The organism is Paenibacillus jiangxiensis, from assembly GCF_046098255.1.
Lineage (GTDB): Bacteria > Bacillota > Bacilli > Paenibacillales > Paenibacillaceae > Paenibacillus > Paenibacillus jiagnxiensis.
The window spans coordinates 20,614-37,781 of record NZ_JBJURI010000034.1; the positions used below are offsets into that span (position 1 = coordinate 20,614).

8 protein-coding genes are annotated in these 17,168 nt (G+C 52.1%); 6 read left to right on the forward strand and 2 right to left on the reverse strand.

The features are described 5' to 3' along the window. From ACI1P2_RS25960 to ACI1P2_RS25975, 4 genes are read left to right on the forward strand one after another with little or no spacing between them, the layout of a single operon-like run. On the forward strand, nucleotides 1-3,273 hold the full coding sequence (locus ACI1P2_RS25960) for an alpha-mannosidase (RefSeq protein ID WP_355324971.1): 3,273 nt from the start codon (nucleotides 1-3) through the stop codon (nucleotides 3,271-3,273). A 47-nt stretch (nucleotides 3,274-3,320) separates the two neighbouring features. Further along, on the forward strand, nucleotides 3,321-4,640 hold the full coding sequence (locus ACI1P2_RS25965; protein ID WP_355324974.1) for a glycoside hydrolase family 125 protein: 1,320 nt from the start codon (nucleotides 3,321-3,323) through the stop codon (nucleotides 4,638-4,640). Then, complete coding sequence (locus ACI1P2_RS25970) at nucleotides 4,637-7,813, forward strand: beta-galactosidase (RefSeq protein ID WP_355324977.1); 3,177 nt, start codon at nucleotides 4,637-4,639, stop codon at nucleotides 7,811-7,813. Before ACI1P2_RS25965 ends, ACI1P2_RS25970 begins: the two co-directional genes overlap by 4 nt. 4 nt (nucleotides 7,814-7,817) lie before the next feature. Next, complete coding sequence (locus ACI1P2_RS25975; RefSeq protein WP_355324980.1) at nucleotides 7,818-10,607, forward strand: alpha-mannosidase; 2,790 nt, start codon at nucleotides 7,818-7,820, stop codon at nucleotides 10,605-10,607. A 139-nt stretch (nucleotides 10,608-10,746) separates the two neighbouring features. Here the strand turns inward: ACI1P2_RS25975 and ACI1P2_RS25980 are convergent, their stop codons facing one another. Further along, nucleotides 10,747-11,064: a hypothetical protein gene (locus ACI1P2_RS25980; protein WP_355324983.1), complete on the reverse strand. Its 318-nt coding sequence runs from the start codon at nucleotides 11,062-11,064 to the stop codon at nucleotides 10,747-10,749. A 475-nt stretch (nucleotides 11,065-11,539) separates the two neighbouring features. Continuing rightward, nucleotides 11,540-12,409 carry a hypothetical protein gene (locus ACI1P2_RS25985; RefSeq protein WP_355324986.1) on the reverse strand — a complete coding sequence of 290 codons (870 nt, stop codon included), beginning with the start codon at nucleotides 12,407-12,409 and terminating at the stop codon, nucleotides 11,540-11,542. 247 nt (nucleotides 12,410-12,656) lie between these two features. On the opposite strand from ACI1P2_RS25985, the gene ACI1P2_RS25990 reads away from it, so the two are divergent. After that, nucleotides 12,657-14,222, forward strand: coding sequence for an FAD-dependent oxidoreductase (locus ACI1P2_RS25990; protein WP_355324989.1), 1,566 nt, complete (start codon nucleotides 12,657-12,659; stop codon nucleotides 14,220-14,222). Nucleotides 14,223-14,417: 195 nt separating this feature from the next. Further along, the gene (locus tag ACI1P2_RS25995; RefSeq protein WP_355324993.1) at nucleotides 14,418-17,093 is read left to right on the forward strand and encodes a YhgE/Pip domain-containing protein; all 2,676 of its coding nucleotides are present in this window, start codon (nucleotides 14,418-14,420) and stop codon (nucleotides 17,091-17,093) included. The last annotated feature ends 75 nt before the right edge of the window (nucleotides 17,094-17,168 follow it).

Below are 17,168 nucleotides of genomic sequence, written 5' to 3' on the forward strand. Positions count from 1 at the left end.
ATGGAACGAATAAAAAGATTCATCCGCGAGCTATCCGAACGGCAGTGGCTGGAGCAGCAAGAGCTGCGCGGCTGGGACATTACGCGGGCTTACTATAACGTGCCGGGCGATTACAGGGATGTAGAGCCTTATCCGCAGGGACAAAGCCTGGACCGTTATTCGAGCGAGCAGGGCACGACTTATTTCTTTAGAATGCGCCTGGAGGTTCCTCCCGCATGGCAAGCCTCTCCATTCGGACTTGTCTTTGAGTCGGGCGGGGAAGGCCTGCTGCGTGTGAACGGGCGCTCTTATCAGGGGCTGGACCGCAATCATACATATGTGAGGATCGATCCAGCCAAGGTGGGGATGTCGCCGGAACTTGAAATTGAATTATTCGATCCGGTGCCTGAGCCTGTCGATCCCCTGAATCAACAGGCTGTCATTCAGCCACCCATTACTTCCATCCGCAGTCTCCTGGTTAGACCGAATACAGCGGTACAGGGCCTGATGTACACCGTGACGGTCATAAGAGATTCTGCTGTGCTGCTGCCGGATGCGGACCTGCGACGGGTGCGTCTGTTTGAAGCCTTGTATAACGCTATGGACACATTCGTTAACCTGGACGAGCAGGCTGTCCGTGCAGGAGAAAGCATACATCTTATTGAAGAGAAGCTCATGCAGGCTGTCCGCTCAATCGGAGGCAATGCCGAAGGACTGGAGCATATGGTCGGCCAATCCCATATTGATATTGCCTGGCTGTGGCCAGTCCGGGAGACGGTGCGCAAGACGAGCCGTACGTTCTCTACTGTGGACGCTCTAATGAATGAGTATCCTGATTACAAGTATGCACAGAGTCAGCCTCTGCTGTTCGCCTTTCTCAAGGAGCATGATCCCGAGCTGTATTCACGGGTGAAGCGGAGAATTGCAGAAGGACGGTGGGAACTGGTTGGAGGCATGTGGGTAGAGCCTGATCTGAATATTCCGAGCGGGGAATCCCTAATGCGCCAAATGCTGTACGGCCAGCGCTTCTATCAAGAGGAGTTCGGCATGACCTCCCGCATCGAGTGGCTGCCGGATACGTTCGGTTATTGCGCTTCGCTGCCGCAGATTCTGAAGCACGGCAAGGTGCAATATTTTATGACCACCAAGCTGGGCTGGAATGATACCAATATGTTCCCGTATGATCTGTTCCATTGGGTGGGCATTGACGGCACGCCGATGCTGTCATACCTCAATCATGGAGTGAACGAGCATACGCATCCGAAGGACATTCATGATCACTGGCAATCCTATCGTGAAAAAGCCGTGCATCCCGAGCAAATGCTGCTCTACGGAAACGGTGACGGCGGAGGTGGCGTGACGCGTGAGATGCTTGAATATATCGACCGCGCCGAGCTGATGGTGGGACAGCCTGCCAGCCGCTATAGTACGGCGGCCGAGTTCTTTGCAGGCATAGAGCGGGAGCAGCCACGCCTTCCTGAATGGCACGGCGATCTGTATCTGGAGCTGCATCGGGGCACCTATACGACACATGGACGCAACAAGCGGAACAACCGTAAGGCGGAGGTGCTGTACCGGGAAGCGGAGCTGTGGAATACCATCGCCTGGCCGGGCATGAAGCAAGAGCAGCGGGGAGAGGTCTATTCCATGCTGCATGAGGGCTGGAAGCTGATCTTGCTCAATCAGTTTCATGATATTATTCCGGGCTCGGCCATTACCGAATCCTACGTGACCTCGGACAAGGAGTATGAGCAGGTATTCAAGCTGGGACAGCAGGCTCTGCAGGAAGGGCTGAAGGCGCTGGCTTACTCCATTCGTCCGGAAGAGGGACCGGTCAATTCAACGCCATACGTGGTCTTCAACAGTCTGGGCTGGAGCCGCAGCACGGTCATTCATATTCCGGTTGACGTAACGGCTGGTGTGGAGGCTGTGGGTACGGAAGTTGCAGATGCAGATGCGGGAGTTGTAGATATACAGCTGCAGCAGACAAAGCAGTGGATCGTGTTAGATGGTCAAGGCAACCGCCTGGCAACGGATGTGGAGGAAGGCGGCATCTCTGTGCTCGTGCCTGACATTCCCGAGTTTGGTTATAAGACAGTTTGGCTGCAGAAGGTGACAGGCGTTCCGGTTTCGGAGCATGATGCGCATGTGTCCGTACCGCTGCCGAAACGAAGCATCATCCATTCCTGGGAGACGGCTTGGTACGATGTGAGCTTCAATGAACAGGGGGAAATAACTCGCCTGTTCGATAAAGCAGCCGAACGTGAGGTGCTGAAGCCGGGCGAGCGGGCGAATTGTTTTCATTTCTTCCATGACCGCCCGACGCTCTGGGATGCCTGGGACATCGATCCACGGTATGAAGAGCAGGCTGCGGGTGAAGCTGAATTGCTGGAATCCCGGCTGCTGCTCTCCGGCACAACAAAGGATGTGCTGCGCTTCCGCTGGCGGCTGCATCAGTCTGAAATTACACAGGACATCATTTTCTATCATCACAATCGCCGTATTGATTTCAAGACACATGTGAACTGGGATGAGGATCATAAGCTGCTGAAGGTCGGCTTCCCTATCGATGTAAGGACGGAGAAAGCGACTTATGAAATTCCTTTTGGCACGCTGGAGCGGCCGACACACCGCAATACGAGCTGGGAGCAGGCCCAGTTTGAAGTATGCGGGCACCGCTTTGTGGATGTATCCGAATACGGCTACGGAGTCAGTCTGCTGAATGATTGCAAATACGGCTACGATGTGCAGGGAAGCACAATTCGCTTATCCCTGCTGCGTGCGCCCAAATGGCCGGACAAAACGGCAGACCTGGGCGAGCATGACTTCACCTATTCTTTGTATCCGCATGAGGGAGATTGGCGCAGTGCCCATACCGTACGCCAGGCTGCGGAGTTGAATCATGAAGCTCCCGTGTTCGCCATGGAGGAGCAGAAATCTGTTCATGCAGGTAAAGCACCTGTTCGTACTGCAAATATCGGGTCCTTGAGTGCGGAAGCAAGGGCAAGCATAGGCACAAGTACAGCTACAGGTACAGGCTCATGGCTTACCTTCAACGGTGAGCATGTCGTCCTCGATACGGTCAAGACTGCCGAAGAAGGGGAAGGCACGATCCTCCGCTTTTATGAATCCTCTGGGAAGCGTGAGCGTATATCACTGCAATGGCCGCACCCCTATGAACAGGCTTATATCTCCAATGCGCTGGAAGAACCGGAGGAACCGATCTCCATACAGGACGGCAGGATTGAGCTGAACTTTGCTCCGTATGAAATCAAGACGGTACTCATCCGATAGTGCCCCGTCTCAACAATTCAACGAAAAGGAGTGCGAAACTTTTATATATGGAACAATTTCGACTACCTCAGATCCCCATGCCTGCACTGGAACTGCCCCAGGCTGTTCAGCAAGTGCTGGAAGAAGCCGAACAGCGGCTGAAGCACAGACCGAAGCTGCTGCAGTTATTCCAAAACTGTTTTCCGAACACACTTGAGACGACCACCAAGCTGATGGAGGACGGGACAACCTTTGTCATTACCGGAGATATCCCGGCTTCCTGGCTGAGAGACTCTGTGGAGCAGGTGATTCATTATATCCCGTTGGCCAAGGAAGATAAGGATCTGCAGCGCATCATCGGCGGTCTGATCAAACGGCATATTCAATATCTTCATATTGATCCTTATGCCAATGCTTTTAACGAGACGGCAAATGACTGGCATTGGAATACAACGGATGAGACGGACATGTCTCCATGGGTGTGGGAGCGTAAATTTGAAATTGACTCGCCATGCTTTGTCATTCGTCTGGCCTATCTATATTGGAAGGAAACCGGATTAACGGACATTTTCGATGCCAGCTTCAAGGGCGCTTTGCGTAAAATTGTGGACATGTTCAAGATCGAGCAGCATCATGCGGAGTTATCCCCTTACCGCTTCACACGCAACAACGGCATCCCGACGGATTCCCTGCGCAACAAGGGGCTTGGCATGCCGGTGAATTATACAGGCATGATCTGGTCCGGTTTCCGTTCCAGTGATGATGCCTGTGATTTTCACTACAATATTCCGGGCAATATGTTTGCGGTCGTGGCCCTGCGGCAGATGCAGGAGTTTGCGGAATGGGTGTTCCGGGATCTCAATTTGCTGCAGGAGCTTAAGGCTCTGGAGGAAGAGGTGGTTCATGGGATTCAGCTTTACGGCATCTACCGTCATCCGGAATTTGGTCCGATTTACGCTTATGAGACGGACGGCTTCGGCAACTACTGCCTGATGGATGATGCGGGTACCCCCGGGCTGATGTCCATTCCTTATCTGGGTTATACGACAGCGGATGATCCGATTTATCAGAACACCAGACGTTTTGCGCTCAGCAAGGAAAATCCTTTTTATTATGAAGGCAAGGCGGCGAAAGGAATCGGCAGCCCGCATACACCGCCGGATTATATCTGGCATATGGCTTTATCCATGCAGGGTTTGACGGCACAATCCGCTGAGGAGAAGCTGGAGATGATTCGTCTTTTGGAAGCGACGGATGGCGGTACAGGTTTTATGCATGAAGGCTTTCACGCTGACGATCCGTCCATCTTCACCCGAAAATGGTTCGCCTGGTCCAATAGTCTGTTCTCGCAGCTGGTCTATAAGGCGATGAAGGAAGGTCTGTTATGAGTCAGACAGGCGCTATGAATGGGCGCATTCTTATATTTTGTGATGAGGAATTTCCGGTTCTGTCCGCGCTGCCCGAGGCAGGCATGTGGGGAGAACATGGCGATGGTCATGTCCGGGTAGTTGGAGCAGAAGAGCTGACGGAGGCACTGGATGGCATGTCGGCAGGGGACTGCTTTGTTAATCTGCATGCACCGTATTTTCCCAAACCATCCTGGACGGCAATTTTAGCTTATCTGAAAAGGGGAGGAAGTCTGCTGAACGTCGGCGCAGCGCCTTTCAAACGGCCGGTTCGCCGCCAAGAACAGCAATGGGTGGTCGAGGCGGAGCAAACCGCCTATCATCAGGAGCTGTATATTCATGAGGCGTTAAAGGTAACGGCTGCAAAGGTGACGTCTCTGACCGCCTCCGCGGCTATTCCTCTGTTCGCAGGACAGGAGGAGCTGCTGGAGCCGGCGGATACCTGGAATCTGGTGCCGCATACGACGAAGGACAGTGATCTGCCGCATCAGATGGGCTCTGCAGGGCCCATGAGTACCCAGATTCATCCGCTGCTTACCGGCGTGAGTGCGGATGGCAGACATATAGCGGCCCCGGTCGTGCTGTGGGAAAATTCACGCGGACCTTATACAGGCTCGCGCTGGTTGTTCGTGAATCAGCCGCTGACAGCGGCTTTCTGGGAGAAGGGAGGCGCTGCGGAGCTGTTGAAGTGGGCGGAGTTCTGCGCAAACGGCGTGACGGAAATGACGCTTAAGTCTAACTATGCTTCCTATGAGCTTGGAGAACGGCCTGTACTGACCCTGCAAACGCAGATTTTGCAGCAGGGCAAGGAGCGGCGCAGACAGCCAGAGACCTGGACATTTGAAATGCGTATCGAGCGTGAAACTCAGGGACAGCAGGGCCCCGCTGAGCTGGTATGGGAGCATACGCTTCGTGCCGATGTGACCGGAGAGCAGCGCTTTGAGCGCATTTCATTGCCTTTCCCTGTACAAAACGGACTGTACCGGGTCATCTGCCTTGCACAAGGGCCAAGCGGTGAGACGCGAGTGCTCCGCCAGGGCTTCTGGGGACGGGATGCTGCGCTGCTGTCTGAAGGAGATGTCCTGACACGCGGCCGGGATTATTTTATGAAAGGCGATCATGCCATGCCTGTTGTGGGCATGACCTACATGGCCTCGGATGTGGCGCGGAAGTTTCTGTTTTTGCCGAACCCGGATGTGTGGGACCGCGATATGGCACAGATGGCCCGCGCAGGCATTAACTGGATTCGGACGGGGGTATGGACGGCGTACCGCAATATGATGCAGGTCGATGGGCATGTCTCCGAGGAGGTTCTGCGTGCGATCGTCGCCTTTCTGCTAACGGCCAAACGTCACGGGCTGCAGGTTACGTTCACATTTTTCTCATTTACGCCCGAGACGTGGGAAGGAGTCAACCCATATCTGGATCCGCAGAGCGTAGAAGCGCAGAAACGGTTCATTCGCAGCATCGTGAGCCGCCATCAGCATACGACGAATGTCGACTGGGATCTGATCAATGAGCCGTCCATGTTCGATCCTGCCCGTATTTTCTCCAAAGGACCGCGTTCGGCAAGGGATGCTTATGAGCAGGAGGCTTTTGTTGCCTGGCTGGAACAGCGGCACGGTACGGTTGAAACGCTGCAGGAGGCTTGGAATATGTCGCCGCAGCAGCTTCCGGATTTCGCGGCCGCGGTCATTCCTGAGCCGGAGGACATCAACTTTGATGTGCAGGATATGCACCAGGGCAAAAAAGGCACCAGATGGCTGGATTACTGCCTGTTTTCCATGGACATGCATAATGTGTGGGTAAAGCAGCTGGTAGAAGCAATCAAGGATTTATGCCCGCAGCAGCTCGTTACCGTGGGACAGGACGAGGCGCTCGGCGCACAGCGGCCTTCACCGTTTTTTTATCAGCAGGAAGTGGACTATACGACGGTGCATTCCTGGTGGCTGAATGATGATCTGGTGTGGGACAGCATTTTTGCCAAAACGCCGGACAAGCCTTGTCTCGTGCAGGAGACAGGCATCATGTATGTGGAAACGCCGGATGGACGCGCCAAGCGTACGGAAGAAGAGCTGTATTGCCTGCTGGAGCGCAAATACGCCTACGCTTTCGCTACCGGGGGTGCGGGAGCCGTACAGTGGATATGGAACACGAACTTCTACATGGACAATGCCAATGAATCGCATATTGGTGCTTTGCGTGCAGACGGCACGGAGAAGCCGGAAGCGGCCGTGTCTTATGATTTTGGGCGCTTCATGCAGCAAATCGCTCATTTGTTCACGGACCGCAGTCTGGAGGATATCGTGGTGGTTTTTCCGTATTCCAACGACTTCTCGAACCGTGCGCTGGCTTATGAGGGAACGACGAGATTGACCCGGGTCATGGCCTACGAGCTTAAGCTTCCGTTCCGCGCGGCGTCCGAGTACCATCTGGAATCCCTGCAGTCCCAACCTCCGAAGCTGATCATGGTGCCGAGTCCGCATAATCTGGATAGCGGCGCATTGGAGCAGCTCCTCCAACTGGTGCGGGACGTGGGCAGCCATCTGCTGGTGACAGGGCCGCTTGGTCTGGATGCTTACTGGCGTAAGACGGATCGGGCTGACGGCATAATTGGTGAACGCAGGCTGGGCAATGTACAGCGTGAAGAAGTATTGGACATTCAAGGAGTCCTTCATCGCTTGACCTATGGCCGGCGCCGGATTGCGGAGGTGGCCAAGGAGGAACGGATACAAGCGCAGAATAGCGCTCAGCCTGCCGAGGTGATGCAAGTGCCGTTCGGTAAGGGAAGCATTCTCTGGAGCCCGCTGCCTGTCGAGCTGAACGGGCGGGATGAACCGCTGGCTGCTCTGTATCGCTATGCCATTGAACTCGCAGGAGTATCAGGTGAACTGGAGTGGCTTGCGGGAGGCGATTGCGCAGGCGTGTATGGCCGGAAGCTTGCTTTTGCAGGCGGTAATCTGTTTATTTTTGTGTCCGAATACGCGGTATCTGCTCAAGTACATGTCAGAGATACGGCTACAGGCATAGCCTATGAATTTTTGCTGGAGAAGAACCGCTCTGTTCTGTTTGCCACCGATGCGGACGGGCAGCTTTTGGCGGTATATCGTCCTGAAGAAGTCGAGATTACACTACATGGGAGAGAGGTGGAGTAGGCTCATGAGCCATTCAAAAAGAGCGCACATTATCTCACACACTCATTGGGACCGGGAATGGTACCTTCCTTACGAGAAACACCATATGCGTTTGGTCAGCCTCATGGACTCGCTGCTGGACCGGTTGGATCAGAGTACGGATTTCAAAAGCTTTTATCTCGACGGCCAGACCATTATCATTGAAGATTATCTCCAGGTGCGGCCGGATCAGAAGGACCGCCTGCTGAAGCACATTCGGGATGGCCGGATTTTCATCGGGCCCTGGTATATTCTGCAGGATGCTTTTCTTACGAGTGGTGAAGCGAATGTGCGAAATATGCAGATAGGGCACAGAGACGCACAGCGCTACGGGGTACCTTCCAAAATCGGCTATTATCCTGACACTTTCGGTCTGGTGGGACAGACGCCGCAGCTCATGCGGCAATCGGGCATCGATAATGTGTTTTTCGGACGCGGGGTGAAGCCAACGGGCTTCAATAATACCGTTTCGGACGGAAGCTATGAATCCAGCTTCTCAGAGCTGCTGTGGGAAGGGCCTGACGGCTCACGGGTGCTCGGGATTCTGTTTGCCAACTGGTATTCCAACGGCAATGAAATCCCTGTTGACGTGGAGGAGGCCCGCAAGTATTGGGAGCGCAAGCTGGCGGATGCAGAGAAATACGCATCAACCCGCGAGCTGCTGTATATGAACGGCTGTGATCATCAGCCGGTTCAGCTGGATTTGCCGGAAGCGATTCGTACGGGACAGCAGCTGTTCCCGGATGTCGAGTTCGTTCATTCCAACTTTGCGGATTATCTCGCCGCTGTAGAGCAGTCCCTGGATCGTGAATTGTCCAAGGTAAAAGGCGAGCTGCGCAGTCAGCGCACGGACGGCTGGGGAACGCTGGTGAATACCGCTTCAGCTCGTATCTATCTGAAGCAGATGAACCAAACAGGTCAAGCTTTGCTGGAAAAAGTGGCCGAACCGCTGGCTTCCCTGGCTCACCTGCTCGGGCAGGAATACCCGCATGATCGCTTCACCTATGCCTGGAAGACACTGATGCAGAATCATCCGCATGACAGCATATGCGGCTGCAGTGTCGATGAGGTGCACCGGGAGATGGTTACAAGGTTCGAGAAGAGCCGGCATGTTGCGGAAACGATCATAACAGACAGTGCGCGCCGAATTGCCGATGAAATAGACACCACAGGATTTGAGCGGTGGGGGAGCGACGCGTGCCCATTCGTGGTATTTAACACCTCCGGCTGGAAACGCACTGGTGTGGTCAGTGTGGAGCTGGATGCGGCACGTCTTTATTTCCGTGAAGGGCTACCGCTTACGGAGACAACTCGGCGCATGAAGGAGCTGGACCTGTCCGGGCGTATACTGGTGGACAGTGAAGGGAAGGAAGTGGCTTGTACGGTAGAGGATTTGGGTCTGCAGTTCGGCTATGATCTGCCGGACGACCGTTTCCGTCAACCTTACAGCTGTCGCCGTGTACGGATTACCTTTGAAGCAGAGAGTGTATCAGCAGTGGGGCTTCGTACGTATGCATGGGTGCGCAAGAGCGGAACCGCAGCAGCGTCTTCGGTTACTCCGTCTTCGTTGCTTGCGGGCAAGCGTGGAATGGAGAATGAATGGCTGAAGGTGGATATCGCGGATAACGGTTCTTTCACGGTGACCGACAAGCAGACCGGACGAAGCTACAAGGACCTTGGGGTCTATGAAAATGTGGGAGATATCGGCAATGAGTACATGTTCAAACAGCCGGATGGAACGGAACCCCTGACAACGGATGGGCTGTCTGCAGAGATTCGGGTGCTGGAAGACACGCCGTATCGAGCATCCTATGAAATTATTCATTACTGGGAAGTTCCTGCGTCGGCTGATGAGGTGCTGGATCAGGAGCAGCGGGAACTGATCTATTATCCACAGCGGACCGCGCAGCGTTCCAAGCACACTGTTCCGCTGAACATTCGGACAGTGGTCTCCTTAAGCCGCAGCGGAAAGGGAGTAGTTGTGGAAGCTTCCTTTAATAATGAGGCCAAGGATCACCGTCTGCGGGCATTGTTTCCGACAGATATTTTGTCAACGACACACAACGTGGATTCAATGTTCGAAGTCGTTGTTCGCGATAATAAACCGGCTCCTGAGTGGGAAAACCCGAGCAATACGCAGCATCAGCAGGCCTTTGTGGATGTAAGTGACGCCAATGCCGGTTTGACTGTGGCGAATCTGGGGCTGAATGAGTACGAGGTATTGCAGGATGGACGGAATACCATTGCGGTAACTTTACTTCGCGCGGTGGGAGAGCTTGGTGATTGGGGGCTGTTTCCGACACCTGAGGCCCAATGTATCGGCGAGCATACGGTTCGTCTGGAGATTATCCCGCATAACGGGGACGGGATAACAAATGGAGCCTATGCAGAAGCCTATCAATTCCAGATTCCGTGGACGGCGGAGCAGACCGGGGTTCATACAGGCGCCTTGGCGCCGGACACGGCAGTAATGGAATGGAGCGGTACAGGACTGGCATTCTCTTCTCTCAAGGTGAACCCGGAATCAGGCGATCTCATGCTGCGCTGGTACAATATGAGTGGCCATCAGACTGAGCTGAACTGCAGCGCTGCTTCTTCTGCAGCCGGTGACCTGTTCTCCGGGGAGGCGTACTGGAGTAATATTTTGGAGGAGCGCATTGACGATGCAAATCGGATTATGCTGAGCCACACAACCGATGCATCGTCTGCGCAAGAATGGTCTGTTCAGGTCGGCCCCTGTGAAATTGTTACGGTGGGTATGCCTAAAAGAAGATAGCCTGCTTCTGCTTTGTTAGCTTTAACGAAAACAGACGCTTCCCGGTTCCATTGATAAAATGGTTTGGGGAGCGTCTTTGTTTGAGGATGATTTTGTTATTGGGATAAGATCATGCTGTCGGTTGTTTGACGCGTATTATTCAACTGAGCGATTTTTTTAAACTTTCCAGTTCAGCTTCGAATTTTAACTGGCGACGATTTAGAATATCTATGCTGTGTCCATGTGTTGTCAATTCGGAGGATACTTTACGTTCAAAACTGGCTTGAGCTGATTCGACCTGCTTGGTCAGGGCTAAATTCTCCAATACGGCTTGCTTGATGGCTGGTATATCCTTGGTATGTTCTTTGATGTCCTTAACATCCGTCTCCACGTTGCCCAAGCGAGAATCCATGCTGTCTACCCGGGAGTTCAGTGATTTAAGCTCGTCTAAAATTTGATTTAAAATTTGTTCGCTCATAATTCCATCACCTTTTTTTTGGATTTTGTTATTAATGATTGGAATGTTAGTCTTGTTGTAGAAGCAATTATTGCTAAAAACAGTTGTGAACTACTTTCCACTTACACTTCCCCTGAATGGTGGGGGCTTTTAAGATAGTTGCACCTAAATAGATATGATCTAACATATAACTTTTTTACGATACTTTACAAGGTGGAAGATGGTAATACAACGAGAAAACGAAGGGTGTAAACTATGTGTTCTTAAGTGTATAGCGTCCTCTCGTTTGTATGAGGTGATTATACCATAGCACGTAAATAAGTGACAAGCTAAAGATTTTAGGCTGCGTCTGCCGTAAGTCATCCCCCGTATTTATTCATCAAGCTTCGATAATTTGGAATAGGAGGTCTTCTTTCATTACAAACTTAACGTAAAAAGACGCTTTCGATGTTACGGATTCGAAAGCGTCTTCTGATATGCTATCTTCGAGAACAGATTATTCCTTCTTAATCTTGGAAGGATTGTTGATTTTATATGGAACCGGGTGCTTGGTGAGCTTTTTCTTGATGATCTTGGCATCGAAGGTGAGGTTGTCTCCTTCGGCCAGCTCCTGCTTCTTCATGGTGGCGCTGTAGCTGGACCAAGCTGTACCAATCTCCAGCATCTCCGGCTCAAGGATCCTCACGTCTTCATAGATGATGACCTCATCATCATTATCCGAGAAATGATTGGGAACTGTGGTGAATTCTTTAATAGTAGCCGTCATTTTGACCTTGTCCTCGGGCAGATCAAGCTTCGGAGCTTTTTCCTTGGTGCTCCTGGACTTCCCTGAGCCGTCACGGTTGGTCTTGTCTTCAGGTGTGACGTCTTCCTCGACCGTCTCATCGGGATCACTCTTAAGTTGGCTGCCTGCTGATTCTTCCTGAAGCGTATCCAGGGGAATGCTTACGTCTGCAGTATCGGGACGTGAATTAGTGTTATTTTCCTGCAAATTTTCTTGCTCCTGCTCTTCAACAGGTGAGGGCTTGTCAGTATTGGATTTCACGGCAGCAGATGATTTGTCGTCCCCTGTCTGCTCGCTTCTCGCAGCGGTCTTGGTGTTATAGCCGGCCGCCTGCATTTCTTTCAGATAAGAGGGATGGATACAGTGTTTCTGTCCATTGTCCAGCAGGATAACCGCCGTCAGATCATCAACATATCCAAGCAGCTCACAGGGAATGTTCAGTCCGTTACCTTTATAATAGAAGGTTTTCAGCTTCGTGGCCTTGTCCGATAGCAGCCCCCATGTTTTGCATTTGTCCAGCAGTTCGTCTTCATTCTCAAACGTTATGTAGTGTACAGGTTCAATCCTGAATGTATAGCTCATGGCCTGGGATTCCGCCCTTTCTCATCTTGTCTAGTTCCCATTAGTTTAGCATAGATGGCTGCTGACTTCATCGGCATGACAATCGCACATGAAACGAAGTGCAGCAGATGTCTTTTTTGTTGAAAATAATATAGGTCTGTGCTACCATGCGGGAGTTGGGAACATTCACTAAATGGCAGGTTAATTAAAAAGGGCAGCAGCATGATTGATTGCTTGAACTGCGCTTGAAGGGAAGTTAGAGAGAAATATGAAAAAATGGTATTATGCCGTGGGTGGTATTTGCGTGGCAATCGCTGCTGTACTGCTTATATTATGGGCGGCTCCATTCCAGACAGAGAAAATGGCGGGTGTAGGCAGTGTAAGCCCAGTAAGCTCTGCGGACTCTGTAACTCCTGGGAACCCTGCAAATCCTACAAGCCCTACAAATCCTGTAAGCCCCGCAAGCTCTACAGATCCTGAAAGTTCTCCTGGTTCATGCGCTGAGGGATGCGAGAAGTATGATGTTGTGGTGATCGGCAGCGAGATCCAGGGGGTGCTTCTTGCGAGAGAAGCCCGCAATAACGGACTGCAAGTGCTGATTCTTGACCCCCGAAGCAAGCCGGGCGGCGAACTTACGCTGGCGCAGATGCAGTTTCTGGATGAGCCGAATGACAAGAACAAACACAGCCTGGTGCAGGGGGATATCAAGCCTTTGTTTGATGGTTACAAAAGGGGGAAGATTCGCACGGCTGCTGAATTCGACCGGTATTACAACAAGATGGCCGAGGGAATTCCAATGGAAAGCGGGATTGTGATTCAATCCGTGGCAACGAATGACGTACAGCAGGGAAAGACCTTAACCACGCTGACTTATCAAACGCCGGACGCCACGATACATAAGATTCAGGCCAATTACTGGGTGGAGAATACGGATTTTGCGGCACTGACCGGCAAGCTGGGAGTAAAGCGTATTCCCGGAATGGAGAGCCTGTACAACGTTGCTGACCATGAGCCTGATTATATGGCAGCGACACTCATGCTCAAATTCAAAAAGGTCAACTGGAGCAGACTGCATCAGGCTGTACTCGAAGACTATCCGCTGACGAATGTGGTGGAGAAATACGGTCCTAATACATATGTAGACTGGAATATTGCAACAGGTTTCAGCAATATTTTGAGTAATTACAAGCCTCAGGATTCGCAGCTGGTGCTAAGGGGGATGAATACCGTGGACCAGAAGCACGGGGAAGCCATTATGAATGCACTGTTGATTTACGGAGTGGACCCTGCCGACCCGGAGTCGGTTCAGGAGGCTATTCGCAAGGGTGAGGAGGAGGCCCCGTTCGTCCTGGAGTTCCTTCGCAAGAACATCCCGGGCTTTGAGAAGGCGGAGCTTAACGGTTTTCCAGAGTACTTGTATATCCGTGATTATAACCGATATGAGACGGAATACGTTTTGCAGTACGATGACGTTAAAGATGGGCATATGTTCTGGGATAACGTAAGTATCGGTGGTTATTCGATTGATCTGCAGGGAACCAAAAAGATACCTAAAGGGATTGGCTACGGAAAGACCGACAGGTATGGTATGCCACTTCGTTCCTTCGAGTTGAAGGACTATGACAACGTGCTCGTTGTAGGCAAAAATGTCGGCGCCTCCATCAAAGCTTACGGCAGCGCCAGAATCATGCCGAACACGGCACTTGCCGCGCAGACGATCGGGATTATACTCGGCCGGGAGCATGATAAGCGTCTGAAGGAATTAACCCCGGATGATTTCAAACGAATTTACGATTACCTTCAGAAGGATTACGATATTGTGTTGAACCATTGATGCAAAAAAAGCCCGTTAGATCCATTGAGAACATCAAGGATTTAACGGGCTTTACGTATATTTGTGCATTTATGGTAAACTCTGATATGGCCAGGGACCTGATGGGGTAAAATAATATGAATAAGAAAAGGAAAAGAGCGGAACTGCTTGCCAAGTGCATTTGCTGCATAAATACATCCAAAGAAGGGGCTTTGCATGAGGAACATTTGGCAGATTTACATAAATGACTGGAAAAATGTATTCAAGGTGTCCACAGGCGTCCTGCTTGTTATCGCTATTATTTTTCTGCCTTCAGTGTATGCATGGGTAAATTTGAAGGCGATGTGGGACCCCTATGCCAATACCTCCGGGATCAAGGTGGCTGTGACAAGCGAGGACCAGGGCACAGAGGTTAACAGCATGAAGATCAATATCGGGGATGAAGTGATCGACAGCTTGAAAAGCAACACTAAACTTGGGTGGACATTCGTGGACCGCGAGGAAGCCAGAAGAGGGATAGAGGAGGGGGATTATTACGCCAGCCTCCTGATCCCGCAGGATTTTTCCAGCAAGATTGCCAGCATATTGACCGCGAATCCGCAGAAGCCGCAGATCGTGTATACGGTGAACGAAAAACTGAATGCGGTGGCTACGAAAATTACATCCTCCGGGGCAACCTCGCTGACCAATCAAATCAGCAGCAACTTTATTGAATCGGCAAGTGAGGCCGTATTGAGCAAGCTCAAGGAGGCCGGAATCAAGCTTGAAGAGGAGCTGCCCACCATTAGAAACATCGAAAACCAGGTGCTGGAGCTGAACGACAGGCTGCCGGATATCGAGAAGCTTGGCAATCAGGCGCTGGAGCTGGAGGCGAAGCTGCCCGCGATCAAACAGCAGGGGCAGAAAATATTGGCCTTGCGGGACCGTATTCCCGAAATTAACGAAGCGGGTCAGCTTGTTTTGAAAATTGAGGAAAATCTGCCGCTGCTTGATGAAGTGGCGAAGGTCGTGCTGCTGGTCCAGCAGCGGCTGCCCGAGATTCAAAACGTCGCAGACCGCATTGTAGAGCTTGATCAGAATTTCGGTAAAGTGGAGGATACGCTGGAAACAGCGCTGAAGGATCTGCAAAGCGCACTTGAAGTCATCGGGGCTGCACAGGAAGCACTGCCGAAGCTGGAACAGGTGGCGGAAAGCGGCGGTGATTTTGCCGACAGCCTGTCGAGCTTTCTGACAGACAACCAGGGGGCGTTTGATTCGCTGGCACCGATCATCAAAGAGGATCTGATCCTTGTGCAGCAAATTGCCGGCGAAGTGACTCAGCTTACGGACATGATCAGAGGCACGGATTTCGATCCTGACGAAGCCTCGGCCCTGTTGAACCGGGTGAGCGGGCGCATTGATACGGCAACCTCTGTGCTGGGACGAATATCCGGGCTGCTGACCGAGCTGAACTCCTATCTGCCGGGTCAACCGCTGAATTCGGTTATTTCCCGCATAGATCAGGCGCAGAGCCGATTCACCCGCTTGTCCACCGTATTGGCTAGCATAGGCCAAGCCTTGCAGCAAGGGAAAAAACCGGCATCCGATCTGCTGGATAATGCGGATAAGCTCGCCGGGGACATCAGTACCGCGATTGGGGATGTTTTATCCCGCTATGATACAGAGATAATTCCCAATGTCCGGAGTGCGCTGGAGCAGCTTCGGACAACTGCAACAAATGCCACGGATGTGCTGAAAACGGCGCAGGAGCAGCTGCCTAAGCTCGGTAATATTCTCGAAGACGCACAGAAGGCGGCCGAATTCGGCCAGGAAGAGCTAACCCGTCTCCAGTACGATTTGCCAGCCATACGGCACAGGCTTCATGAAGCGGCCACCACCATCCAGGGCAACATGGATAATTTCACTTCGGCAGTGAATCAGGCCGCCGACTTTGTAAATAAGAATTTGCCGGGGGTAAAGCAAAAAATTCATCAAGCCGCGGATTTCGTCCGCAACGATCTGCCCAAGGCGGAGACTCAGTTCGAACGGCTTGCGGATCTGGTGGAAAATCAATTCCCCGAGGTGGAGAATGCCATCCATCAGGTGGCCGGCTTTGTCCGTGAGGATCTTCCCGGTGCCGAGAGCTCCATCAGCCGCGCAGCTGCTGCCATCCGACAATACAGGGCACAGAACGATCTCGGCCAATTGATCTCCGTGCTAAAAGGAGACGTGCAGAAGGAGAGCGACTTCCTCGGCAGTCCGGTGGAGCTGAAGGAGCAGCGGCTGTATCCGATACCGAACTACGGGTCGGCCATGTCGCCGTTTTATACCACTTTGTCCATCTGGGTTGGCGCCATGCTGCTCGTATCTCTTTTCAAGGTTGATGTTGAAGATGCTCAAGGAATATACAAAAGCTATCAGGTATACTTCGGGCGTTACCTGACCTTTGCGACCATCGGTATTTTCCAGGCATTAAGCGTGTCACTTGGGGATTTGTTTTTGCTGGGAACCTACGTAAAAGCCAAAGTGCTGTTCGTGCTCTCGTCGGTGCTGATCAGTCTCGTTTTTGTTGCCATTACCTATACCTTGGTGTCGGTGTTCGGCAACATTGGTAAGGGGCTGGCCGTCATTTTCCTGGTGCTGCAGTTCTCGAGCTCAGGCGGAACGTTCCCGGTCAGCACTAGTACCGCCTTTTTCCAGATGCTGAATCCGGTCGTTCCTTTTACGTATGCCGTAGGCCTGCTGCGCGAAACGGTCGGGGGCATTCTGCCGCGCACAGCCATCAAGGATGTGTTGATGCTGATCCTTTTTCTTGCCCTCTGCTTCGCAGTAGCGCTTACCCTGAAAAAGCCGCTGGGCAAATATACGAAACGGATGGCTGAAAAGGCGAGAGAGACCGGGCTTATTCCGTGATTTTCTATGATGAGATTATTTTTGAGAAAAAGACAAGGCAGCTTGAAGCTGAGGTGGAAGCATGTGATATCATGG